Origin of the sequence: Cellulomonas aerilata (genome assembly GCF_007991755.1) — a bacterium.
GTDB classification, from domain to species: Bacteria; Actinomycetota; Actinomycetes; order Actinomycetales; family Cellulomonadaceae; genus Pengzhenrongella; species Pengzhenrongella aerilata.
In genome coordinates this window covers 1-23967 of sequence record NZ_BJYY01000022.1, presented here as the reverse complement: position 1 = coordinate 23967, position 23967 = coordinate 1, and the positions used below count along the sequence as shown (strand labels likewise).

16 protein-coding genes are annotated in these 23967 nt (G+C 74.7%); 6 read left to right on the top strand and 10 right to left on the bottom strand.

Annotated features, from left to right (window positions below; all coding sequences use genetic code 11):
- Window positions 1–26 precede the first annotated feature (26 nt).
- From CAE01nite_RS17055 to CAE01nite_RS17040, 4 genes are read right to left on the bottom strand one after another with little or no spacing between them, the layout of a single operon-like run.
- A complete protein-coding gene (locus tag CAE01nite_RS17055) occupies window positions 27–1055 on the bottom strand; it encodes a uroporphyrinogen decarboxylase/cobalamine-independent methonine synthase family protein (protein ID WP_146906743.1) in 1029 nt (342 codons plus the stop codon).
- The gene (locus CAE01nite_RS17050; RefSeq protein WP_146906742.1) at window positions 1052–1642 is read right to left on the bottom strand and encodes a dienelactone hydrolase family protein; all 591 of its coding nucleotides are present in this window, start codon (window positions 1640–1642) and stop codon (window positions 1052–1054) included. Before CAE01nite_RS17050 ends, CAE01nite_RS17055 begins: the two co-directional genes overlap by 4 nt.
- Window positions 1639–2772 carry a tRNA 2-thiouridine(34) synthase MnmA gene (mnmA, locus tag CAE01nite_RS17045; protein ID WP_146906741.1) on the bottom strand — a complete coding sequence of 378 codons (1134 nt, stop codon included), beginning with the start codon at window positions 2770–2772 and terminating at the stop codon, window positions 1639–1641. Before mnmA ends, CAE01nite_RS17050 begins: the two co-directional genes overlap by 4 nt.
- Entirely contained in the window at window positions 2769–4061 is a 1293-nt protein-coding gene (locus CAE01nite_RS17040; RefSeq protein WP_146906740.1) for a cysteine desulfurase family protein, read from the bottom strand. Before CAE01nite_RS17040 ends, mnmA begins: the two co-directional genes overlap by 4 nt.
- Before the next feature lie 56 nt (window positions 4062–4117).
- Between CAE01nite_RS17040 and CAE01nite_RS17035 the strand changes: the two genes are divergently transcribed.
- On the top strand, window positions 4118–5101 hold the full coding sequence (locus tag CAE01nite_RS17035) for a phosphotransferase family protein (RefSeq protein WP_146906739.1): 984 nt from the start codon (window positions 4118–4120) through the stop codon (window positions 5099–5101).
- 47 nt (window positions 5102–5148) lie between these two features.
- Here the strand turns inward: CAE01nite_RS17035 and CAE01nite_RS17030 are convergent, their stop codons facing one another.
- Window positions 5149–6180, bottom strand: a complete 1032-nt coding sequence (locus CAE01nite_RS17030; RefSeq protein ID WP_246131307.1) for an electron transfer flavoprotein subunit alpha/FixB family protein — start codon at window positions 6178–6180, stop codon at window positions 5149–5151.
- A 50-nt stretch (window positions 6181–6230) separates the two neighbouring features.
- A complete protein-coding gene (locus CAE01nite_RS17025) occupies window positions 6231–7022 on the bottom strand; it encodes an electron transfer flavoprotein subunit beta/FixA family protein (protein ID WP_146906738.1) in 792 nt (263 codons plus the stop codon).
- A gap of 141 nt (window positions 7023–7163) precedes the next feature.
- On the opposite strand from CAE01nite_RS17025, the gene glgX reads away from it, so the two are divergent.
- Window positions 7164–9407 (top strand): glycogen debranching protein GlgX, encoded by a 2244-nt coding sequence (gene glgX, locus CAE01nite_RS17020; protein WP_246131306.1) that lies wholly within the window; start codon window positions 7164–7166, stop codon window positions 9405–9407.
- On the opposite strand, the gene glgP is transcribed toward glgX, so the two are convergent.
- The 4 genes from glgP to CAE01nite_RS17000 all read right to left on the bottom strand — a co-directional run bounded on the left by glgP (window position 9394) and on the right by CAE01nite_RS17000 (window position 15510).
- Entirely contained in the window at window positions 9394–11991 is a 2598-nt protein-coding gene (glgP, locus tag CAE01nite_RS17015; RefSeq protein WP_146906737.1) for an alpha-glucan family phosphorylase, read from the bottom strand. The genes glgX and glgP overlap by 14 nt on opposite strands.
- A gap of 98 nt (window positions 11992–12089) precedes the next feature.
- Complete coding sequence (locus tag CAE01nite_RS17010; protein ID WP_146906736.1) at window positions 12090–13202, bottom strand: CopD family protein; 1113 nt, start codon at window positions 13200–13202, stop codon at window positions 12090–12092.
- Window positions 13203–13254: 52 nt separating this feature from the next.
- Window positions 13255–13740: a signal peptidase I gene (gene lepB / locus CAE01nite_RS17005; RefSeq protein ID WP_146906735.1), complete on the bottom strand. Its 486-nt coding sequence runs from the start codon at window positions 13738–13740 to the stop codon at window positions 13255–13257.
- Between the two features lie 18 nt (window positions 13741–13758).
- Complete coding sequence (locus tag CAE01nite_RS17000) at window positions 13759–15510, bottom strand: multicopper oxidase family protein (protein ID WP_246131305.1); 1752 nt, start codon at window positions 15508–15510, stop codon at window positions 13759–13761.
- Between the two features lie 199 nt (window positions 15511–15709).
- Between CAE01nite_RS17000 and CAE01nite_RS16995 the strand changes: the two genes are divergently transcribed.
- The 4 genes from CAE01nite_RS16995 (at window position 15710) to glgB (ending at window position 23313) form a co-directional block, all read left to right on the top strand.
- Window positions 15710–17776, top strand: coding sequence for an alpha-1,4-glucan--maltose-1-phosphate maltosyltransferase (locus CAE01nite_RS16995; RefSeq protein ID WP_222595975.1), 2067 nt, complete (start codon window positions 15710–15712; stop codon window positions 17774–17776).
- Complete coding sequence (gene treS, locus CAE01nite_RS16990; RefSeq protein ID WP_146906732.1) at window positions 17773–19536, top strand: maltose alpha-D-glucosyltransferase; 1764 nt, start codon at window positions 17773–17775, stop codon at window positions 19534–19536. The genes CAE01nite_RS16995 and treS overlap by 4 nt, the downstream gene beginning before the upstream one ends.
- A gap of 81 nt (window positions 19537–19617) precedes the next feature.
- Window positions 19618–21045: a maltokinase N-terminal cap-like domain-containing protein gene (locus tag CAE01nite_RS16985; protein WP_246131304.1), complete on the top strand. Its 1428-nt coding sequence runs from the start codon at window positions 19618–19620 to the stop codon at window positions 21043–21045.
- A gap of 57 nt (window positions 21046–21102) precedes the next feature.
- A complete protein-coding gene (gene glgB, locus CAE01nite_RS16980) occupies window positions 21103–23313 on the top strand; it encodes a 1,4-alpha-glucan branching protein GlgB (RefSeq protein WP_146906731.1) in 2211 nt (736 codons plus the stop codon).
- The last annotated feature ends 654 nt before the right edge of the window (window positions 23314–23967 follow it).

The following is a 23967-nucleotide window of genomic DNA, read 5'->3' as shown; positions in this document are numbered from 1 at the left end:
AGCAGCGGTCGCCGGCCGGGCGGCGGTCAGCCCCCCGCGGCCGCCTCGGCGACGACCTCGGCCGCCCGGACGACGTCCGCGAGCGCCCGGCGGGCGCCGTCCGGGGTCGAGGACGTGCCCGCCGGGACCAGGACGACGTCGTCGAGGCGGGCCACCGGCAGCCCCACCCGGCGCCACGGCCGCAGCAGGGTGTCGGCCTGGCCGCGCACGTCCGGGCCGGCGCACTGCGACGACGCGACCGGTGGCAGGGCGGACCAGACGTCCACCCCGCTCTCCACCGTCTGCGCGACGTGCTCCCACGCGCGCTCGTCCAGGGTCCCCACCGCCAGGCCGACGGCGTCGACCCCGGCGCGGGCGACCGCGGGCAGCGACGCCCACGCCTCGCCGAGGTGCACCACGACGCGCGACGCCCCCGCGCCCCGGACGGCGTCGGCGACCGTGCGGAGGCGCTCGGCGACGACCGGACCGGGCACGGGCCGGATCGCGGAGTACCCCGAGAACGTGGGGACTGCCCCCACCAGCACCGCGGCGAGCAGGGGCTCGTGCAGCAGCACGAGCGGCTCGGCCCCGGGGACGGCGACCCGCAGCCGGCCGATCTCCTCGGCGAGGCCGGTGCCCAAGGACTCGGCGAGGTCGCGCACCGCACCGGCGTCGGCCAGCGCCCGGTCGCCGCGGGCCAGGTACAGCGACGCGGCCAGGCTGAGCGGCCCCTGGACCGCGGTGACCAGCGGCCCGGCGTAGCCCAGCGCCGCGATCGCCAGCGCGTCGAGCTCCTGCCGGGCCGACGCACGGGCTCGCGCCTCGTCGCGCCCGGGGTGGTCGGCCAGCTTCCAGCCGTGGACGCCGACCTCGACCGGCAGGTCCACGAGCAGCGCCGCCGCGCGTCCGGTGGCGTCCAGCGCGCCGCCGCCCGAGCCCGTCCCCGGGGCGGGCTGCACCCGGAACGGCAGGCCGTCGATCCCGGCGGGCGTGCTGGTGAGGTCGCCTAGCACGACGGTCTGCGCCTCCAGCGCGTCCGTCCCCGGCCACGGGCCCAGGCCCGAGACGGCCGTCACGAGCTCAGCCGGGCGTGCAGGAACCCGATGCTGCGGGACCGCGCCACCTCGGCGGCCGCCGGGTCACCGAGCCGCACGTCGAGGTTGGCGAAGGAGTGGACGGTGCCCGGGTAGGTGAAGGTGTCGACCGGGGTGCCGGCCTGCTCCAGCGCGGTGACGTACGCCTCGACGTCCTCGGGCGCCTCGAACTCGTCGGTCTCGGCCAGGTGCAGCTGCACCGGGCACCCGGTGGTCGCCGCGTCGGACGCGGGCCGGGTGGCGTAGTAGCCGACGACGGCGTCGACGTCCCCGCGGGCTGCCGCCCCGAGCACGACCGAGCCCCCGAGCGAGAACCCGACGGCGCCGACGGCAGGCGCACCGGCGTCCCGCAGGCGCCGACCGGCGTCGGCGACCGCGGCCCGGGCGGCCGCCCCGTCCAGCGCGTCGGCCAGCCGCTCCGCCCGGTCGGGATCCGTCGCCGTCGCGCCGTCGTACAGGTCGACCACCTCGACGGCGAACCCGGCCGCCTCGAGCTCCGCGGCGTAGTCGTGCACGTGCGGGTGGAGCCCGTACCAGTCGTGCACCACGACCACCCCGACAGCGCTCATGCCCGTTCCGTCCCCTCGACCGTCGCCTGACCCAGCACCCTCGTCCCTGCGTACAGCACCAGCGACTGCCCGGGCGCCACGCCGCGCAGGTCGCCGTGGACCTCCACGCGCACGCCGCCGTGCGGGGTGCGCCGGGCTCGCGCGGGCACGGGGTCGCCGTGCGCGCGCACCTGGGCCTGGCACGCGAACCAGTCGGCGCCGCCGGCGCGCCCCGCCGGCTCGGCCCCCACGACGTCGTCCGCCAGCCACACCGCGTCCCCGCCGAGGACCGCACCGACCGCGAGCGCGTCCGCCGGCCCGACCACCACGGTGTTCGACACCGGGCGGACCTCCAGGACGTAGCGGGGCCTGCCGTCCGGCGCCGGACGCCCGATCGACAGGCCCTTGCGCTGCCCGACGGTGTACGCGTAGGCGCCGTCGTGCGCGCCGACCACCCGCCCGTCGACGTCGACGACGTCGCCCGGCAGGGAGCCCAGCCGCTCGCGCAGGAAGCCCTGGGTGTCGCCGTCGGCCACGAAGCAGATGTCGTACGAGTCCGGCTTGGCGGACACGCTCAGCCCCCGGGCGGCCGCCTCCGCGCGCACCTGGGCCTTGGACGCGGCGTCCCCCAGCGGGAACATGGACCGCGCCAGCCGGTCGGGGCCCATCACGGCCAGCACGTAGGACTGGTCCTTGGCCAGGTCCGCGGCGCGGTGCAGCTCGCGGACCGGCGCCGACCCGTCGGGACCCGGACGGGTCACCACCCGCGCGTAGTGCCCGGTGCAGACGGCGTCGAAGCCCAGCGCGACCGCCTTGTCCAGCAGCGCCTCGAACTTGATGTGCTCGTTGCACCGCACGCACGGGTTGGGTGTGCGCCCGGCGGCGTACTCCGCGAGGAAGTCCGCGACCACGGTGTCCTCGAAGCGCTCGGACAGGTCCCACACGTAGTACGGGATGCCCAGGACGTCGGCCGCCCGGCGCGCGTCCCCGGCGTCCTCGATCGAGCAGCACCCCCGCGAGCCGGTGCGGAACTGGTCGCGGTTGCGCGACAGCGCCATGTGGACGCCGACCACGTCGTGGCCGGCGTCGACGGCGCGCGCCGCCGCGACCGCCGAGTCCACGCCTCCGGACAGCGCCGCCAGGACCCTCACCGGGCACCCCCGCGTCCGGCACCCGCACCCGCGCCGGCACCGTGACCGGTCGGGCCGGCGCGACCGGCCGGGCCGGCCGACGCCAGGCCGGCGGCCCGCGCCCGCTCCACCACGCCCGGCAGCACGTCGAGCAGCGCGTCGACGTCCGCGGCGGTGGACGTGTGTCCGAGGCTGAAGCGCAGCGCGCCGCGTGCGTCGTGCTCCTCGACGCCCATCGCGAGCAGGACGTGGCTCGGCTGCGGCACGCCGGCCTGGCAGGCCGAGCCGGTCGAGCACTGCACGCCGGCGGAGTCCAGCCCGAACAGCAGCGAGTCCCCCTCGCAGCCCGGGAAGGTGAAGTGCGCGTTGCCGGGCAGGCGGGCGGGCGGGTCGCCGTGCCGGGCGGCGTCCCGGCCGGTCGCGGGGACCGGGTCCGGCCCGCGCAGCACCGCACCCGGGACCGCCTCGCGCACGCGCCGGACGAGGTCGTCGCGCAGGTCCGTCACCCGGGCGGCGGTCTGCGGCCGGGCCCGGACCGCGGTGTCGACCGCCACCGCGAAAGCCCTGCTCGCCGGGGTGTCCAGGGTCCCCGAGCGCACGCCGCGCTCCTGCCCGCCGCCGTGCAGCACGGGGGTCAGGTCCAGCCCGCGGCGGGCCAGCAGCGCCCCGATGCCCAGCGGCCCGCCGACCTTGTGGCCGCTAACCGTCAGGGCGTCCAGGCCGGAGGCGGCGAAGTCGACGGGCACCTGGCCGACCGCCTGCACCGCGTCCGAGTGCACCGGGACCCCGTACCGGTGCGCGAGCGCGACCACCTCGCGCAGCGGCTGCAGCGTGCCGACCTCGTTGTTCGCCCACATGACGGAGACCAGCGCGGTGCGGGGACCGGCCGCCTCCAGCTCGGCGGCGAGCGCGTCCAGGTCGAGGCGTCCGGTGCCGTCGACCGGCAGCAGGACGGTCTCCGCCCCGGCGTGCCGGGCCAGCCAGGACGCGGGGTCCAGGACGGCGTGGTGCTCCACCGCGGACACCAGGATCCGGCGGCGCGCGGAGTCCTGCCCGGCGCGCGACCAGAACAGGCCCTTGACGGCCAGGTTGTCGGCCTCGGTGCCCCCCGCCGTGAGCACGACCTCCCCGGGCCGTGCGCCGAGGGCGGCGGCGAGCTGCTCGCGCGCCTCCTCCACGGTCCGGCGTGCGGAGCGCCCCGCGGAGTGCAGCGACGACGCGTTGCCGGTCCGGCCGAGCTCGGCGGTCAGCACGTCGATGGCCCCGGGCAGCATCGGCGTGGTCGCCGCATGGTCGAGGTAGGCCGTCACGAGGGTCCAGTCTACGAACCCCGTGACACCCCGCTCGCGGCTGGCACCATGGGCGCGTGACTGCTCCGGATCCCGACGAGACACCGGTCGCCTTCTCGGGGTCCCGCCTCGGCTGGCAGGACCTCCCGCGCCACGTCCGGGCGCGCATCGCGCAGCAGGCCGGTGCCGAGGTGATCGCGGAGACCGGCGCGACCAGCGGGTTCAGCCCGGGCTTCGCCTCGGTCCTGGAGCTCGGCGACGGACGCGAGGTCTTCGTCAAGGCGGTGTCCGCCGAGCAGAACCCGCACTCGCCCGACCTCGCCCGCCGCGAGGTCGCCGTCGCCGCGGCGCTGCCGGACGACGTGCCCGCGCCGCGGCTGCTGTGGTCCCACGACGACGGCACCTGGGTGCTGCTGGGCTTCCAGGCCGTGCACGGTCGCTCCCCGGTGCTGCCCTGGCGTGCGGACGACCTCGTCCGGGTGCTGTCGGCCCTGGACCGCCTGGCCGGCACCGCCCCGCGCGAGCCGCACGCCCTGCGGCCGGTCACCGAGACCCTCGCCGACGTCATGTCGGGCTGGGCGTCCCTGGCCGCCGAGCCCGAGGCCTACCGGCGCGGTGTCGCCGATGCCGGCGGCGAGCTCGGCGCCTGGACGCTGGCGCACCTGGACGAGCTGGTCGACGCGGAGGCGCGGTGGGCCCAGGCCGCGGCGGGCGACGCCCTCGTGCACGGTGACCTGCGCGCGGACAACGTGATCCTCGACTCCACGACCTGCTGGCTCGTGGACTGGCCGCACGCCGCCCTGGGCGCGCCGTGGCTCGACGTCGCGCTCATGCTGCCCAGCGTCGCGATGCAGGGGGGCGGGGAGCCGAACGCGATCTTCCGCTCGCAGCGGGTCTCCGAGGGCGTCGGCGACGACCGGCTGCGGCCCGTGCTGGCCGGGCTCGCCGGGTACTTCGCGCACGGGGCGCTGCAGCCCGCCCCGACCGGCATCCCCAACCTGCGCCGGTTCCAGGGCGCCCAGGCGGTCCAGACCCTGCGCTGGCTGCGCAGCCTGGGCTGAGGCGCGACGCCCGCTGCCCGCGCCCGCCGAGCGGACGAGCGCGCCGCTCAGCCCCGCAGTCGCCTGATCTCCTCCGCCGCCTGCGGCAGCACGGTGAACAGGTCGCCGACGATCCCGAAGTCGGCGATCTCGAAGATGGGCGACTCGGGGTCGGTGTTGACGGCCACGATCGTGCCGGACGCCTGCATGCCGCCGCGGTGGTGCACCGCCCCGGAGATACCCGCACCGATGTAGAGCTGGGGCGAGATGGTCACCCCGGTCTGGCCGATCTGGGACTCGTGCCCGATCCAGCCCTCGTCGGTCGCGACCCGCGTCGCCCCCACCGCACCGCCCAGCACGTCCGCGAGCTCCTCGACCGGCGAGAAGTCGCCGTCGGTGCCCCGGCCGCCGGCCACCACGGTCTGCGCCTCGGCGAGCTCGGGACGCCCCGACGCCGCCCGCTCGGTCCGCCGGACCAGCGTCGCCCGCAGCGCGGACGGGCTGACCGTGACCTCGTGCGGCTCGACCTGGGGCGTGGTCGGGTCGGCCACGGTCTCGGCCGGCACGGCGTTGGCCTTCACGAGCACCACGGCCAGCGGCGTGGTGATCGCGCACCGGGTGGTCCAGGTGCCGGCGAACACCGTCTTGGACACCACGACGACGCCGTCCTCCTGCGTCACGCCGGTCGCGTCGCTGACGACCCCCGCACCGGTGAGCACCGCCAGGCGCGCGGCGACCTCCTTGTTCTCGAACGTCGAGGCGAGCAGGACGGCCGAGGCGTCGTCGGTCCGCACCACCGCGGTGAGCGCCTCGGCGACCACGGGCGTCAGGTGCGGGTCGGCGCCCGGCAGGACGACGTCGTGCACCCGCGCGACCCCGTACCGGCCCAGCTCCTCGGCGGCCGCCTGCGCCAGCCCCGGCTCGACGGCCACCGCGTGCACGGGCGACCCGGTCGACGCGGCAAGCCCCCGGGCGAGCGTCAGGAGCTCGAGCACGGGCGGACGCAGCCGGGGTGCGCCGTCGACCGTGTGGTGGTCGAGCAGGACGACGACGGGTCCGGTCGGCACGTCGGTCGCAGGGTCGGTCACGGGCTCGGTCACGGGGCTCCCTCTCTCGGGGACGCAGGGGTGCGGCGGTGGGACCGGACGGGTCAGACGAGCTTGCGGTCGACGAGATACCGCGCGAGCTGCGTGCCGGCGGTCCCGTCGTCGGTGATCAGGACGCGGTCCTCGCGGGGCGGGCGCGGGGCGGCCTCGACGATGCGGGTCCGGGAGCCGGCGGCGCCCACGGTCGCCGGGTCGACGCCGAGGTCCGCCAGGCCCAGCACGGTCACCGGCTTGGCGCGGGCGGCCATGATCCCCTTGAAGTTCGGGTACCGGGGCGAGTTGGCCTGGTCGGTCACGCTGACCAGCGCGGGCAGCGGCGCGGTGAGCTCCTCGCTGGCGCTGTCCAGCTCGCGCCGCACGCGCACGACGGCGTCCTCCACCGCCACCTCGGCGACCATCGTCAGCTGCGGCAGGTCGAGCTCGGCGGCGAGCGCGGCCGGCAGCAGGGACGTCAGCCCGTCCAGCGCCGCCATGCCGGTCAGCACCAGGTCGACGTGGCCCTGCGCGTCGAGGTGCCGGACCGCGGCGGCCAGGACGGCCGTCGTCCCGAAGACGTCCGAGCCGGCGACCGCGTCGTCGAGCACGTGCACCGCGCCGTCGGCGCCCATCTGCAGGGCCCGGCGCACGGCGTCGGCCGCCTCGGCGGGGCCGACGGTGAGCGCGACGACCTCGGACTCCCCCGCGGCCGCGGCGAGCACCAGCGCGGCCTCCACGGCGTTCTCGTCCAGCTCGTTGAGCGTGCCGTCACCACCGTCGCGGACGACCCGCCCGTCCGGGCCCAGGCTCCGGTCGGACTGGATGTCGGGCACGTGCTTGACGCACACCACGATCTTCACGTCGGCGTCCCTCTCCGGCGACCGACCGGGTCACCCGTTCGGCGCCCGGCGCGGGCTCTGCGCACCGCGGGACGAGGCTACCGTCGCCCGCGCCAGCGAGTTCACCCGCACCGGCGGGCCCGGCCCGGTGACAATGCACGGGTGACGTCACGAGCCCCGGTCCCCTCCTACCGCCCCACGCCCCCGCTGGGCGTGCACCTGGCCGGGGACGGGGTCGACGTCGCGGTGCTGGCCGCACGCGCCACCGGGGTGGACCTGTGCCTGCTCGACCGGGACGACGCGTCGGGTCTGGGCTGGCACGAGCGCCGGGTCCCGCTGGAGGGCCCGGTCCACGGCATCTGGCACGCGCACGTGCCCGGCGTGCACGCCGGGCAGCACTACGGCTTCCGGACGCACGGCGCCTGGGACCCCACCCGCGGCCTGCGCCACAACCCGGCCAAGCTGCTCGTGGACCCCTACGCGCGCGGGCTGTCCGGGGCGCTGGGCTACGGGCCGGAGACGTACGGGCACGTCACCGACGACGCCGGGGCCGGGGCCCACGACGGCCCGCCGGACCCGCGCGACTCGGTGCGATCGGTCCCCCACGGCGTCGTCGTCGACCCGGCCTACCGCGGCGAGCGCATCCCGCGGCCCGGCGTCCCGTGGGAGTCCACGGTGGTCTACGAGGCGCACGTTCGCGGCCTGACCCACTCCCTGCCCGGCGTCCCGGAGGACCTGCGCGGCACCTACGCCGGGCTGGCGCACCCCGCGACGATCGACCACCTGCTCTCCCTCGGCGTCACCACGCTGGAGCTGCTGCCGATCCACGCGTTCGCGTCGGAGCCGCACCTGATCGACAAGGGCCTGACCAACTACTGGGGCTACAACACGCTCGGCTTCTTCGCCCCGCACGCCGCCTACGCCACCGCCGACGCGCAGGCGGCAGGCGCCGGCGCCGTGCTGGCCGAGATCACCGGCGCCGTCCAGCTGCTGCACGCGGCCGGGCTCGAGGTGCTGCTCGACGTCGTCTACAACCACACCTGCGAGGGCGGGGACGGCGGCCAGCACGTGTCGTGGCGCGGGCTGGACACGACGGGCTACTACCTGCACGACGGCGGCATCCCGGCCCGGTTCGCGGACGTCACCGGGTGCGGGAACTCCCTGGACTTCCGCCGGCCCCGCGTCGTGCAGCTCGCGCTGGACTCGCTGCGCTACTGGGTCACCCAGGTCGGGGTGGACGGGTTCCGGTTCGACCTCGCGGTGACGCTGGGCCGGACCGACGAGGGGTTCGACCCCGACCACCCGTTCCTCGTCGGCCTGCAGACCGACCCGGTCCTGCGGGACGTCAAGCTCGTCGCCGAGCCGTGGGACGTCGGTCCTGGCGGCTGGCGAACCGGCAGCTTCCCGCCGCCGATGGGCGAGTGGAACGACCGGTTCCGCAACGCGGCGCGCCAGTTCTGGCTGAGCGACGCCGCGCAGGCCGCCCACGGCCGCCCGGGGCAGGGCGTCGCCGAGCTGGCCACCCGGCTCGCCGGGTCCGTCGACCTGTTCGGCCACGGCGACCCGCCGCTGGTGCGCGGGCCGGTGGCGTCCGTGAACTACGTGACCGCGCACGACGGGTTCACCCTGGCGGACCTGGTCGCCTACGAGCACAAGCACAACGAGGCCAACGGCGAGCACGGCCGCGACGGCAGCGACGACAACCGGTCGTGGAACCACGGCGTCGAGGGGCCGGTGCGGGCCGACTCGCCCGGTGTGGACATCCTGCCGCTGCGCCGCCGGTCCATCCGCAACCTTCTGGGCACGCTGCTGCTGTCCGCCGGGACGCCGATGATCACGGCCGGGGACGAGATCGGCCGGACCCAGCACGGCAACAACAACGCCTACTGCCAGGACGGCCCGATCTCCTGGGTGGACTGGACGCTGTCCGAGTGGCGCCGGGACCTGCTCGCGACCACCCGGTACCTGCTGCTGCTGCGGCGCGAGAACGCGGCGATGCAGGTGCCCACGTTCTTCCGCGGCCGGCCCGCGGTGGAGGGCGCCCGCCCGGACCTCGCCTGGTTCGCGGCCGACGGCGGCCCGCTGGACCACGACGCCTGGCACGACCCGGCCGTGCGCAGCCTGCAGATGCTGCGTGCCGTGGCGGGCTCCACGGTGCTGCTGGCGATCAACGGCGCCCTGGACCCCGTGCGGGTCGTGCTCGCGGACGACCGGCCCACGCACTGGGAGCTCGCGTGGGACAGCGCCTGGGAGCACCCCGGCGAGCGCTCGTCGGCGGCCATCGGCGGCGGGCTGCACCCCGACGCGGGCGACGGCGTCGTGCTCGAGCCGCTGTCCATGCGGCTCTACCTCGAGCGCCGCTCCGAGCCGACCGGCCCCGACCGCACGCCGTTCAACCGGCGTTGACGACCAGCCCGAGGTCCGCCACCGACACCAGGGCCGGGTGCCGCGGCACCACCCGGACCGTGTAGCCGAACGGCCCCGAGGCCGCGAGCGTCAGGTCGCCGCCGAACGCGCACCGCCCCGCCTCGTACTCCTCGACCAGCCCGAGGTCGGCAGCGGCGAACGTGGTCAGGTCGTCCTCCTCGTCGACGCGGCCGTGCAGCACCTGCACCGCGACGTCGTCCGGCCGCAGGTCGCCGAGGGAGACGTAGGCCCGGACCCGCAGCGAGTCGCCGACCTGCGGGGAGTCGCCGACGCCGCCGGACTCCACGTGGTCGACGTGCACGCGCCCCCACTGCTCGCGCACCCGGGCCTTCCACGCGGCCAGCTCGACGGCCGGGCGGTGCCGGTCGACGTGCCGGTCGGCGTCGTCGGGGGCGCCGGTCAGCGCGCGGCTCGCGAGCGCCGCGGGCGCGTACAGCGACCGCACGTACTCGGCCACCATGCGGGTCGCCTGGACCTTGGGGCCCAGGGTGGCCAGCGTGTGCCGGACCATCCCGAGCCACGTGACCGGCAGCCCGCGCTCGTCGCGGTCGTAGAAGCGGGGCGCGACCGCGTTCTCCACCAGGTCGTACAGCGCGGCCGCCTCCAGGTCGTCGCGCCGGTCGGGGTCGTCGACCCCGTCCGCGGTCGGGATCGCCCACCCGTTCTCGCCGTCGAACCACTCGTCCCACCAGCCGTCGAGGATGGACAGGTTGAGGCCGCCGTTGAGCGCGGACTTCATCCCGGACGTGCCGGACGCCTCCAGCGGGCGCAGCGGGTTGTTCAGCCACACGTCGCAGCCGGGCAGGAGGGTCTGGGCCATCGCGATGTCGTAGTTCGGCAGGAAGACGATGCGGTGCCGCACGTCGTGCGCGTCGGCGAACCGGACGAGCTGCTGGATGAGGCTCTTGCCCTGGTCGTCCGCCGGGTGCGACTTGCCGGCGATGACCAGCTGGACCGGGCGCTGCGGGTGCAGCAGCAGCCGCCGCAGCCGCTCGGGGTCGCGCAGCATGAGGGTGAGCCGCTTGTAGGTCGGCACCCGCCGGGCGAACCCGATCGTCAGGACGTCCGGGGACAGCGCGTCGTCGACCCAGCCGAGCTCGGCGGGCGTCGCCCCGCGCAGCCGGCACGACGCCCGCAGCCGCGTGCGCGCGTCGGCGACGAGCTGGGCCCGCAGGGTGCGGCGCAGCTCCCAGAGCTCGGCGTCCCCGACGGCGTCGGCGCGCAGCCAGCCGGCACCCGACTCGAGCTCGGCCGGGTCGAGCCGGGTCTCGGCCAGACCCTGGAGCCGCCGGTCGACCCAGGTCGGGGCGTGCACGCCGTTGGTCACCGAGCCGATCGGCACCTCGGACCGGTCGAAGCCGGGCCACAGCGCGGCGAACATGTCGCGCGAGACGTGGCCGTGCAGCACCGAGACGCCGTTGGCCCGGCCGCCCAGGCGCAGCCCCATGACGGCCATGTTGAACAGGGTCGGGTCCCCGCCGTGGTAGCGCTCGGCGCCCAGGTCCAGCACGTCGGCGACCGGCACACCGGGCACCGCGCCGCCCTCCCCCAGGTACGCCGCCACCAGGTCCCGCGGGAACCGGTCGATGCCGGCCGGGACCGGGGTGTGGGTGGTGAACACGGTGGCGGCCCGGACCGCCTCCAGCGCCGCCCCGAAGGGAAGTCCCGCACCGCGGACGAGCTCGCCGATCCGCTCGACGCCCTGGAAGCCGGCGTGGCCCTCGTTGGTGTGGTAGACCTCCGGCGCCGGCGCCCCGGTCAGCCGCGACCAGGCGCGCAGGGCCCGCACGCCCCCGACGCCGAGCAGCAGCTCCTGCTGCAGGCGCTGCTCGCCCCCGCCGCCGTAGAGCCGGTCGGTCACCCGCCGGGCGGCGTCGTCGTTCTCCGGGACGTCGGAGTCCAGCAGCAGCAGCGGGACCCGGCCCACCGCCGCGGTCCACAGGTGCGCGTGCAGGGTCCGGCCCTGGGGCAGGCCGACCGAGATCTCCACCGGCCGGCCGTCCTCCTCGCGCAGGAGGGTCAGCGGCAGCCCGTCCGGGTCGATCACCGGGTAGGTCTCGACCTGCCAGCCGTCGCGGTTCAGCGACTGGCGGAAGTACCCCGAGCCGTACAGCAGGCCGACGCCGACGACGGGCACGCCCAGGTCCGAGGCGCTCTTGAGGTGGTCGCCGGCGAGGATCCCCAGCCCGCCGGAGTACTGCGGGAGCACGGAGGTGATCCCGAACTCCGGGGAGAAGTACGCGATCGACCGCGGCAGGTCCGCGCCGGCCGCCTGGTACCAGCGCGGGTCCAAGAGGTAGCGGTCCAGGTCCGCCCGGGCGGCCCGCACCCGGGCGACGAACTCCTCGTCCGCCGCCAGGACGTCGAGCCGGTCGGGCCCGAGGGACCCGAGCAGCGCCACCGGGTCCCCGCCGCCGGAGACCCACCGGTCGGCGTCGATCGACGCGAACAGGTCCCGGGTCGGCGCGTGCCACGACCAGCGCAGGTTCCGCGCCAGCTCGTCGAGGTCCGCCAGGGCGGACGGCAGCAGCGTGCGGACGGTGAAGCGGCGGATGGCTCTCACGCGGCGACCCTACAAGCGTCGGCGCGGCGCTCGAGCCCGCGCGCTGCCCGGTCGCGCCGGCCGGCCGCCCACGCACGGCGTCGGGACCGCGCGGCGGCCTACCTCCCGCTCGCCGCCGTCACCACGTCGGCCGCACCGGGGCCCGCGGCGTGACCGCTCGACCCGACCGGCGGAGCGGTGTGCGAGAGCGCGACCGCGAGCGCCATCCCGCACGCCATGACGACGAGCTCGCCGGTCGCGAGGGCGACGAAGGCCCGCGGGCGACCCTGGGCGGCCGCGGCGATGGTGCGCACCCGGTGCCGGTGGCCCATCGCGCCGAGCCCGACCAGGGCGACGACCTTCGCGAGCAGCAGCTGCCCGTAGGGCGTGGACCACAGCTGGTCGACGCGGTCGACCGTCCCGACGCCGGTCAGCGCACCGGACACCGCCACGAGGGCGAAGCAGCCCAGGGCGACGGCGCTGTACCGACGCAGGACCGCGTTCAGGGTCGCCGCCGTGCCGCGCAGGTGCACCACCAGGGCCCCCAGTCCGCCGACCCACACCGCGGCGGCCCCGACGTGCACCGCCCCTCCGGTCGCAGCCAGTGCCCCGGATCCACCGTGCCCGGCGTGACCGGTCAGCACCGGCAGGACGAGTGCCCACCCGGCCCCCAGCAGGAGCAGCGCGCCCCGGGCCGGGGTGGGCGACCCGCGGGAACCCGCGCCCACCAGCAGGGCCAGCCACGCCGTCGCGAGCAGGGCCCGCGTGGGCTCCAGGTCGAGTGCCAGCGGCAGCAGGCCCGAGGCGACGACCGACGCGAGCGGGATGCCGGCGACCGTGGACAGCGTCAGGAGAGCGGCCAGGACGGCGGTCGCGCACCACACCGCTGACCACCACGTCGCGGCCCGGAGCAGACGTGCCCCGTCCGCACGCATCGCGCCCGACGTGGACGCGAGCAGGAGGACCGCGACCAGGAGTACCCCGATCGTGCCGATCGCGGACAGGTCGCAGGCGAGGCGGAGGGCGAGGAGCCCCCAGCGGGTCAGCGGGCCCGGATCCGACAGCGCCTCCGGCGCCGCCGCGCCGCCGAGCAGGGCAGCCGCCACGAGCACCGCGCCGACCAGGAGCGCACCCGCTGGCACGACGTAGCCGACGACGCGCCGCCGTCCCGCGCGCCGGACCGCGGCCGGAGCGGCGCCGGCGACCGGGCGGCCCACAATGAGCTGATCCATCGTCGTCCTCCTCGTCGAGCGGGTCCGGGCACGGGTCACGTCGCGGGGCGGCCTACCCCAGGTGCGGGAGGACGGCCACGACGCGACCGGTGACGGCGTCGAGCGGGACGGCCCCGTAGGACCGGGAGTCGATCGAGAGCGCCCGGGAGTCGCCCAGGACGAACACGCCGCCCTCCGGGACGGCGACCGGGCCGAACCAGGTCCCGTCGATCCGGCTCAGGTCGACCTGGGGCTCGTCGGCCGCGACGCCGTCCACGTGCAGGACGGCGTCGCGCAGGGCGACCGTCTGCCCCTCGACGGCGACGACGCGCTTGACCGCCTCGCCGCCGTCGTCCGGGCTGGTGAACACGACCAGGTCACCCGTCCGGACCTCGCGCCAGCGGCCGGTGAGCCTGTCGACCAGGACGGTGCTGCCGACGTGCAGCGTCGGCTCCATGCTGGGTGAGGTCACCGTGAGGGGCTCCAGGACGGTTCCCCGGAGCACCAGGACCGTGCCGGCGATCGCCACGGCGGCGAGCAGGGTCGTGCGGCGGGCCATGGCGTCGGGCCCGGTCGGTCAGGCGGCGTCGGCGTAGGCGCCGCTGTCCGGCTGGGGTACCGCGGCGGCGATGGGGTCGTTGACGGTGGGGTCGCCCACCGCGAACTGGGTCATCATGTCGTGGTCCTCGTGCGGCAGGTTGTGGCAGTGCACCATGTACCGGCCGCCGGCGTTGCCCCCGCTGGTCCCACCACCCGGGTTCAGGGTGAACTTCATCAGCACCTTGACCGTCTCGCCCTCGCCGACGTACACGACGTCCTTGGGGCCCTTCTCGTAGGCGAACGGCGCGACGCCGTTGCGGCTGACGATCTGGAAGTCGATCAGGTGGATGTGCAGCGGGTGGAACCAGCCGCCGCTGCTGTTCTCGATCGTCCACAGGCCGACCTCGTCGGGCCTGGGGTTGGTCAGCAGGCTGGTGAACCCGCTGGCCTCGATGTCGTGCCAGGTCCTGCCGTTGATCGCGAACTGGCCGTTGGTGCGCTCCAGGCGCATGTACGCCTTGTTCGTCGCCATGGCCGGGGTCAGGCCCATCGCCTCGCTGGCGACCAGCGTCGTGGGGACGGTGCTGGGTGTCCAGCTGCCCGGCTGGTCGGCCGGCAGCGTCGCGGGGTCGCTGACCACGAAGCGCATCACCTTGTTGGTGTGGTCGTAGTCGACGTTGTTCGGGTTGGACAGGTTGGTCAGGTCGATGGTCGTGCCGACCGGGTACTTGCTGAAGTCGATGAGGACCTCGTACCGCTCCGCGCCGGCATGCCGGTAGGAGGTGACCGGCTGGGTCCTGGGCATCAGGCCCCCGTCGGTGGCCACGACGTTCAGCGGGGCCCCGTTGCTCAGCTTGAACCGGTACGACCGCGAGATCGACGCGTTCAGCACCCGGAAGCGGTAGATCTTCGGCTTGACCTTCAGCACCGGCCACGGCTGACCGTTGACCAGCACCACGTCACCCCACAGACCCGAGTGGCTGTTGTCCTCGTACGCCAGCTTGCCGTCCGCGGCGAACATCGCGTCCGAGACGGTCATCGCCACGTCGTAGCTGCCCTGCGGCAGCAGCGCACGCTCCGCCTCGTCGCTCAGGTGGTACTGGGCGGCCAGGCCCGAGTAGGCGTTCTGCGCCGTGGTCATCACGTTGTGGTCGTGGTACCAGAGCGTCCGCGCCGGCTGCCAGTTCGGGTACAGGTAGTCCTTGTACTCCCCCGGCTCGGTGACGTCGTTGGCGTACCCGTCGTACTGCGGCAGCGACGCCGAGCCGTGCAGGTGGGTCGAGGTGTTGAACGCCTGACCGCTGAGCGGGTTGCCCGTCGCCGGCAGCTGGTTGCGCACCCGCAGCCTGGCCCGGGTGCCCTGGGGCACCTTCACGATCGGCCCCGGGACGCTCCCGTTGTACCCGTACACCGGCGTGGTCAGCCCCGGCAGGATGTTCGCCACCGACTGCCGCTCGCTCACCGTGAACAACCGGTACGGACCGTTCGCGTCCTGCACGGTCGTGTACGGCAGCACCGGCGGGTGCACGAACCCCGCCGCGTACGGCTTGGGCATGTTCCGGGCCGCCAGCGTGCTGATCGACTTCGCCTGCACACCCGAGCCTCCGAACGGGACAGTCAGACCAGCAACACCGAGCACGCTCAACGCGCCCAGCCCGAGCGCCTCGCGGCGACTCACGTTCATGAGGACTCCCGACATCTCGTGCACGCAGGCCGCCCCGTCGGCGGCCACCACCAGCGTGGGCGCCCCACCACCGCCCTGCCGCGCCGGCAGCGGAAGCTGGCACACGTGTGCCAGCACACCTGCGGCCTGTTGCGAAGCACCGTCCGGGCGGTACAACGGCACCGGGCGGTCGGGCGTGGCGCCACGGCGGTCGGCCCCGACCCGCGCCCGGTGGTGCGCGACCGTCCGTGGCGGCGGGGGCTGCGCCTGCCGGCCGGCGCGGCCCACCACGCGCGGACCGGCCGCTCTCGGTAGGTTCGACCCCGTGGAGAGCTCCAGCACGCCCCCTGTCCGTACCGCGCCCGCCGGCGTCGGCCGCATCCCCGTCACCGACGTCGGCCCGTCCAGCCAGGAAGGCCGGTGGCCCGCCAAGGCCGTGGTCGGCGAGGCCGTCCCGATCCGGGCGACCGTGTTCCGCGAGGGCCACGACGCCGTGGGCGCGACCGCCGTCCTGGTGGACCCCCAGGGCCGGGACCACTCCCGCGCCCGGATGGTCGACATCGCCCCCGGGCTGGACCGGTTCGAGGCCCGGCTGGTGCCGGACGCGCTGGGCACGTGGGGCTTCCGCGTCGAGGGGTGGTCCGACCCGTACGGCACCTGGAGCCACGACGCGTCCATCAAGGTCGCGGCGGGCATCGACGTCGAGCTGATGCTCGCCGAGGGCGTCGTCGTGCTGAACCGCGCCGCCGGCCGCAAGGGCCTGCCTCGCGCCGCCGCCGCCACCCTCCAGGACGCCGCCAAGGCCCTGGCCGACACCGAGCGCCCCGCGCCCGTGCGCCTGGCCGCCGCGCACTACGAGGAGGTCCGGGCCGTCCTGGCCGCCGACCCGCTGCGGGACTTCGTCACGGTCTCCCCCACCTACCCGCTGGTGGTGGACCGCCCGCTGGCGCTGACCGGGGCCTGGTACGAGATGTTCCCCCGCTCGGAGGGCGCGACCTTCGACCCCGACACCAAGCAGTGGCGCTCGGGCACCCTGCGCACCGCGGCCCGCCGGCTGCCGGCGATCGCGGCCATGGGGTTCGACGTCGTCTACCTCATCCCGATCCACCCGATCGGCACCACGTTCCGCAAGGGCCGCAACAACTCGCTCGAGCCGGTCCCGGGCGACCCGGGCTCGCCGTACGCCATCGGCTCGCCCGACGGCGGGCACGACGCCATCCACCCCGAGCTGGGCACGTTCGCCGACTTCGACGCCTTCGTCGCCGACGCGCGGGCGAACGGCATGGAGGTGGCGCTGGACCTCGCGCTGCAGTGCTCCCCCGACCACCCGTGGGTCGCCGAGCACCCGGAGTGGTTCACGACGCGGGTCGACGGCTCCATCGCGTACGCCGAGAACCCGCCGAAGAAGTACCAGGACATCTACCCGCTGAACTTCGACAACGACCCGGCGGGCATCTACGCCGAGGTGCGCCGGGTGCTGCAGGTGTGGATCGACCACGGCGTGACGCTGTTCCGCGTCGACAACCCGCACACCAAGCCGCTGAACTTCTGGGAGTGGCTGCTCGCCGACGTCCGCAAGGACCACCCCGAGGTCATCTTCCTGTCCGAGGCGTTCACCCGGCCGGCCATGATGCAGACGCTGGCCCGGATCGGGTTCCACCAGTCGTACACGTACTTCACCTGGCGGAACACCAAGAAGGAGCTGGCCACCTACCTCAAGGAGGTCTCGGGCGAGGACGGCTCGTTCCTGCGCCCGAGCTTCTGGCCGACGACGCACGACATCCTGCCGCCCTACCTGCAGGACGGCGGCGTCGCCGGGTTCGCGGTCCGCGCCGTGCTGGCCGCCACCGGCTCGCCGACGTGGGGCATCTACTCCGGGTACGAGCTCGTGGAGAACGTGCCCCGGCCCGGTGTCGAGGAGCAGATCGACAACGAGAAGTACGAGCTCAAGCCGCGCGACTGGTCGCAGGCGGACGCCATCGGCATCTCGACGCTCCTGACCCGCCTCAACGAGATCCGCCGCGCCCACCCCGCGCTGCAGCAGCTGCGCAACCTCACCGTGCACCCGACGTCCGACGACGCCCTGCTGTGCTTCTCCAAGCACCTGGACGCCGCGCACTCCCCGACGGGCGAGGCCGACACGGTCATCGTCGTGGTCAACCTGGACCCGCACTCCACGCGGGCCGGCGTCGTGGACCTGGACCTCGCGGCGCTCGGCCTGGCCACGTCCGGCACGGCCGGCACGTCCGGTGAGGCGGGCGACGCCGGCGAGGTGACCTTCGCCGCGCACGACCTGCTGTCCGGGGCGACCTACCCGTGGGGCGCCAGCCCGTACGTCCAGCTCGACCCGCACACGCAGGTCGCGCACCTGATCCACGTGAGGACCTCGTGACGACGGCTCGCCCGACGCCGCTGCCCGGCTCCTCCGCCGCGCCCTCGACCGGCCAGATCGCGCTGTCGGCGCTGCCGGCCCGGTCGCAGCCGGTCGTGCCGGTACCGGCTGCGACCGGGCTCCGGGAGGACCCGGGCTGGCACCGGACCGCGGTGTTCTACGAGGTCATGATCCGGTCGTTCTCCGACTCCACCGGGGCGGGGACCGGGGACCTGCGCGGGCTGATCGACCGGCTCGACTACCTGCAGTGGCTGGGCATCGACTGCCTGTGGCTGCCGCCGTTCTTCCCCTCGCCCATGCGCGACGGCGGCTACGACGTCTCGGACTACACGGCCATCGCGCCGCAGTACGGGACGACGGCGGACTTCGCCGAGCTGGTCGAGCAGGCGCACGCGCGGGGGATCCGGATCGTCATCGACCTGGTGATGAACCACACCAGCGACCAGCACCCGTGGTTCCAGGCGTCCCGCTCGGACCCGGAGGGGCCGTACGGCGACTTCTACGTGTGGAGCGACGACAACACCCGGTACGGGGACGCGCGCATCATCTTCGTGGACACCGAGACGTCGAACTGGACGTTCGACCCGGTGCGCCGGCAGTACTTCTGGCACCGGTTCTTCAGCCACCAGCCGGACCTGAACTTCGAGAACCCGCGCGTCGTCGACGCCATGTTCGACGTCGCCCGGTTCTGGCTGCGGATGGGGATCGACGGGTTCCGCCTCGACGCCGTGCCGTACCTGTTCGAGGCCGAGGGCACCAACTGCGAGAACCTGCCCGAGACGCACGCCTTCCTGCGGGGCCTGCGCCGGATGATCGACACCGAGTTCCCGGGCCGCATCATGCTCGCCGAGGCGAACCAGTGGCCCGAGGACGTCGTGGAGTACTTCGGCACCGAGGAGGAGCCGGAGCACCACATGTGCTTCCACTTCCCGGTCATGCCGCGCATCTACTACGCGATCAAGGACCAGCGGTCCCGGCAGATCCTGGACATCCTCGCCGACACCCCGGCGATCCCCCGCGGCGCGCAGTGGAGCACGTTCCTGCGCAACCACGACGAGCTCACCCTGGAGATGGTCTCCACCGAGGAGCGCGCCTCCATGTACGGCTGGTTCGCCCCCGACCCGCGCATGCGCGCGAACATCGGGATCCGCCGCCGCCTGGCCCCGCTGCTGGACAACTCCCGCAAGGAGATCGAGCTCGCGCACGCGCTGCTGCTGTCGCTGCCGGGCAGCCCGTGCCTGTACTACGGCGACGAGATCGGCATGGGCGACAACATCTGGCTGAACGACCGTGACGCGGTCCGCACGCCGATGCAGTGGACCCCGGACCGCAACGCCGGGTTCTCCACGTCGGACCCGGGCAAGCTCTACCTGCCCGTGATCCAGTCGCTGGTGAGCAACTACAACCACGTCAACGTCGAGGCACAGCTCGCGCAGCCGACATCCCTGCTGCACTGGGTCCACGGCATGCTCACGGTCCGCAAGAAGCACCCGGCCCTGGGGATCGGGGAGTTCCAGGCGGTCCCGTGCGACAACGAGTCGGTGCTCGCGTTCCTGCGCCGCACGCCGGACGAGACCATCCTGGTCGTGGCGAACATGGCGTCCACGGCACGCTCCGCGACCCTCCGGCTGCCCGAGTGGGCGGAGGCGAACGTGAGCGACGTGTTCGGCGGGGCACCGTTCCCGCCGGTGAGCGCCCAGGGCACCTGCGTGGTCACATTGGGCTCGCGCGAGTTCTACTGGCTGGCGATCACCCGGTAGCACCCGCTCCCCGGCGCGCGGCAGGTCCGCGCGCCGGGGCCCGACCACGCCCGATCACGCGTGACGACATGGAGGGCGACGATGCCGACGCAGGGAGCCGGACCGATGAACCCGCAGGTGGACGAGACCGGCGTGACCGACGACGAGCTGCTCGAGGCGGTCCGGTCGTGGCTGCCGGAACGCCGGTGGTTCCCCGCCAAGGGGTCGGACGCCGACGTGACGCTCGCCGGCGGCTTCCCGCTCACCGACCCGCAGGGGGCAGCCCCGGTCCGGGTGCTGCTCGTGCGCGTGCGCACCGCGACGGTCGACGCCGTCCTGCAGGTGCCGCTCACGCTGCACGACGCCGGCACGGGCGACGCCGGTGACCGTCCTGATGGCGGCGACGGCGGCGCGTCCACCGCCGGCTCGACCCTCGGGACGGTCGGGGACGGCCTGCAGGTCCGCGACGGCAGCGGCGACCCCGCCTTCCTGCGCGCCTGGCTCGCCGCGGCGCAGGGCCCCGGCACGGCGCCGAGCGAGCTGGGCCTCGACGTCGACCACCCGCGGGTCATCACCGGCGAGCAGTCGAACACCTCCGTGATCCTGCCCAGCACGGAGGCCGGCGCCGACGGCGGCGCGATCCTCAAAGTCTTCCGTGCGCTGACGCCCGGGGAGAACCCGGACGTCGACGTCCCCCGGCGCCTCGCCGCCCAGGGCTGGACGCACGTGCCCGCCCCCCTCGGGTGGCTCGACGGCGCCTGGACCACGGACGACGGCGAGGTCACCGGCAGCCTCGGCGTGCTGAGCCAGTTCGTCGCGGGCGCGTCGGACGGCTTCGAGATGGCGTGCGACATGGCGTCCCGGCACGAGTCCTTCGGCCGGCTGGCCGAGGACCTGGGCCGGGTCGTGGCCGGCATGCACCGGGCCCTCCTCGCGGCCCTGCCGGTGGACGACGCCGCCGCCGGTGTCCAGCCGGGCGAGGCGGTCGAGGGGGCCGACGTCTCCAGCACCCGCGGTCAAGACGTCGCCGCGGCGATCGAGGAGCGCTTCGGCTGGGCCGTCGGCTCGGTCCCCGACCTCGAGCAGTGGTCAGGGGCGGTGACGGACCGGCTGGCCCGGATCCGCGAGCGGGAGTCGGTCCCGCCGCGCCAGCGCGTGCACGGCGACCTGCACCTGGGTCAGGTGCTGCGGGCCCGTGACCAGTGGTACGTCATGGACTTCGAGGGCGAGCCGCTCAGCGGGCTGGAGGCGCGCACGCGCCCGGACCTGGCCCTGCGCGACGTCGCCGGCATGCTGCGGTCGTTCGACTACGCCGCGGCGCTGAACGACGCCCAGCCCGGCTGGGCGGACGAGGCGCGGGCCGAGTTCCTGCGCGGGTACGCGGCCGAGTCGGGGGAGGAGCCCGACGCGGACCTGGTCGACCTCCTGGAGCTCGACAAGGCGCTGTACGAGGCGGTCTACGAGGCGCGCAACCGGCCGCAGTGGCGGCACATCCCCGCGGCGGCCCTCCAGCGCCTCCTCGGTGCGTAGGCACGTGACCTGCGGGGACGCCGCGCACACATCACGACGCAGTGAAAGGCTGGACCCATGGACAGCGATCTGACGACATCGACCGAGCCGCCGCAGCGGTCACCCGAGCTGGCAGCCGTCGCCGGCGGCACGCACGGCGACCCTCACCGCATCCTCGGACCGCACCTGCAGGACGGCGGCGTCGTCGTCCGCGTCGTACGGCCGATGGCCGACCGCGTCACCATCGTGACCCAGAGCGCCTCGACCGACGCGGTGCACGTGCAGGACGGGGTCTGGGAGGCCCGCCTCGACGTGGCGGAGGTGCCCGACTACCGCGTGCAGGTCACGTACGGGGACCACACCCAGACCGTCGACGACCCCTACCGGTTCCTGCCGACGGTCGGCGACCTGGACCTGCACCTGGTCTCCGAGGGACGCCACGAGGAGCTGTGGACGGTCCTGGGCGCGAACGTGCGCACCTACCCCAGCGTGCTGGGCGAGGTCCACGGCACGTCGTTCGCGGTGTGGGCGCCCAACGCCCGCGCCGTGCGCGTGGTCGGCGACTTCAACGTCTGGCAGGGCGCGACGCACGCGCTGCGCACGCTGGGCAGCTCCGGGGTGTGGGAGCTCTTCGTGCCGGGCGTCCGCGCGGGCGACCGGTACAAGTTCCAGATCCTGGGCCGCGACGGCGTCTGGCGCGAGAAGGCCGACCCGATGGCCAAGGGCACCGAGCTGCCGCCGGCGACGGCGTCGGTCGTGGTGGAGTCCACGCACGAGTGGTCGGACGCCCAGTGGCTGGCGGCGCGGGCGGCGACCGACCCGCACTCGGGGCCGATGAGCGTCTACGAGGTGCACCTCGGATCGTGGCGGCAGGGCCTGAGCTACCGCGACCTGGCGACCGAGCTCACCGAGTACGTCACGCAGCTGGGGTTCACGCACGTGGAGCTGCTCCCGGTCGCCGAGCACCCGTTCGGCGGGTCGTGGGGCTACCAGGTGTCCTCCTACTACGCGCCCACCTCGCGGTTCGGGCACCCGGACGACTTCCGCTACCTCGTCGACCGGCTCCACCAGGCCGGGATCGGCGTGATCCTGGACTGGGTGCCGGCGCACTTCCCCAAGGACGAGTGGGCACTGGGCCGGTTCGACGGCACGCCGCTGTACGAGCACCCGGACCCGCACCGCGGCGAGCACCAGGACTGGGGCACGTACGTCTTCGACTTCGGCCGGCGTGAGGTGCGCAACTTCCTCGTGGCCAACGCGACGTACTGGCTCGAGGAGTTCCACATCGACGCCCTGCGCGTGGACGCGGTGGCCTCGATGCTCTACCTCGACTACTCGCGCAACCACGGCGAGTGGAGCCCGAACAAGTACGGCGGCCGGGAGAACCTCGAGGCGATCGAGTTCATGCAGGAGGCGAACGCGACGGCGTACCGGCGCACCCCCGGCGTCATGATGATCGCCGAGGAGTCCACCGCGTTCCCCGGCGTCACGGCGCCCACCAGCGCCGGCGGACTGGGGTACGGCCTGAAGTGGAACATGGGCTGGATGAACGACACCCTGCGCTACGTCGCGGAGGAGCCGATCAACCGGCGCTACCACCACCACGAGATCACGTTCTCGCTCGTGTACGCGTTCTCCGAGCAGTTCGTGCTGCCGATCAGCCACGACGAGGTCGTGCACGGCAAGGGCTCGCTGCTGGGCAAGATGCCCGGGGACCGCTGGCAGAAGCTGGCCGGCGTGCGCGCCCTCATGGCCTACCAGTGGTCCCACCCGGGCAAGCAGCTGCTGTTCATGGGCAGCGAGTGGGCGCAGGTGGGCGAGTGGGCCGAGGGCCGCAGCTTGAGCTGGCACGAGCTCGACGACCCCGGCCACGCCGGCGTCCAGCGCATGCTGCGCGACCTCAACGCCATCTACAAGGCGCACCCGGCCCTGTGGGCCAAGGACCACTCGCCCGAGGGCTTCGAGTGGGTCGTCGGTGACGACGCGGGTCACAACCTGCTCGCGTACCAGCGCCGCGACGACCACGGCAACGTCGTCATCGCGGTGGTGAACTTCGCCGGCACGCCGCACGAGGGCTACCGCCTCCCGCTCCCCCACGGTGGCCGGTGGCGCGAGCTGCTCAACACCGACGCGGAGATCTACGGCGGCTCGGGCGTCGGGAACCTCGGCGTGGTGCACGCCGAGCCGGTCCCGTGGGGCGGGCGGCCGTTCTCCGTACGGCTCCGGGTGCCCCCGCTGGGTGTCCTGTACCTGACCCCCGAAGAGGTCACCGGGACGCCCGGGCCCTGAGTCCCGCGCCCTCACCGGCTCGCCGGTGGGAGGCAGCAGTCCCCCCGATCGCCGGGTGCGCAACGTCGCACCCGGCGATCGGCGTCCGGGACCAGGACAGCCGGCGCTCCAGGTCGCGCCGGGTGGACGACGAGGGCGTCGGACACGGGCTGGCCGAAGCCGGCCGGCCGGCCGGACGGGACCACGGGTGTGCGAATACAGCGCAGCGGGCGGCGTCGATGCCGCCACGAGGCAGGGTGGAGGCGGCACGCTCCTCGGTCGGCGACCGGGAGGCCCGTCCGGCTCCGCGGCTGCGAGGCACGGACTGCCGCTACCTTCTCTCGCCAGTCCCGCACCAGCAATCGTCCCGCACCCGCACCCGCACCCGCACCGTCGGGATCGACGCCAGCCGGCCTGCGCCGCACGCGTGCCGTTCGAGCAGCAAGGCGGCGCCTCGATCCCAGCCGACTGTCGCCGGCGGAGCGATGCCGATGGCGTTCACCCGCGACCGTTCTCGGTCTCGCGCCGCCGGCACGCACACGCGTCCGACCGTTCTCAGTCTCCCGACGCCGGCACGGAGACGTCCTGTCCACGCGCATGCTCGTTCGTCGCCGCCTCTCTTGGACGACGAAGAGCCACCCCGGGTCGGGGTGGCTCATGGTCCGTCACGGGTCC

Excerpts from the sequence above, each read along its gene's own strand:
- lepB (WP_146906735.1), bottom strand. The coding sequence starts at position 13,740 with ATGGCCCGCCGCACGACCCTGCTCGCCGCCGTGGCGATCGCCGGCACG.
- CAE01nite_RS16985 (WP_246131304.1), top strand. The coding sequence starts at position 19,618 with ATGCCGACGCAGGGAGCCGGACCGATGAACCCGCAGGTGGACGAGACC.
- CAE01nite_RS17050 (WP_146906742.1), bottom strand. The coding sequence starts at position 1,642 with ATGAGCGCTGTCGGGGTGGTCGTGGTGCACGACTGGTACGGGCTCCAC.
- glgB (WP_146906731.1), top strand. The coding sequence starts at position 21,103 with ATGGACAGCGATCTGACGACATCGACCGAGCCGCCGCAGCGGTCACCC.
- CAE01nite_RS17010 (WP_146906736.1), bottom strand. The coding sequence starts at position 13,202 with ATGGATCAGCTCATTGTGGGCCGCCCGGTCGCCGGCGCCGCTCCGGCC.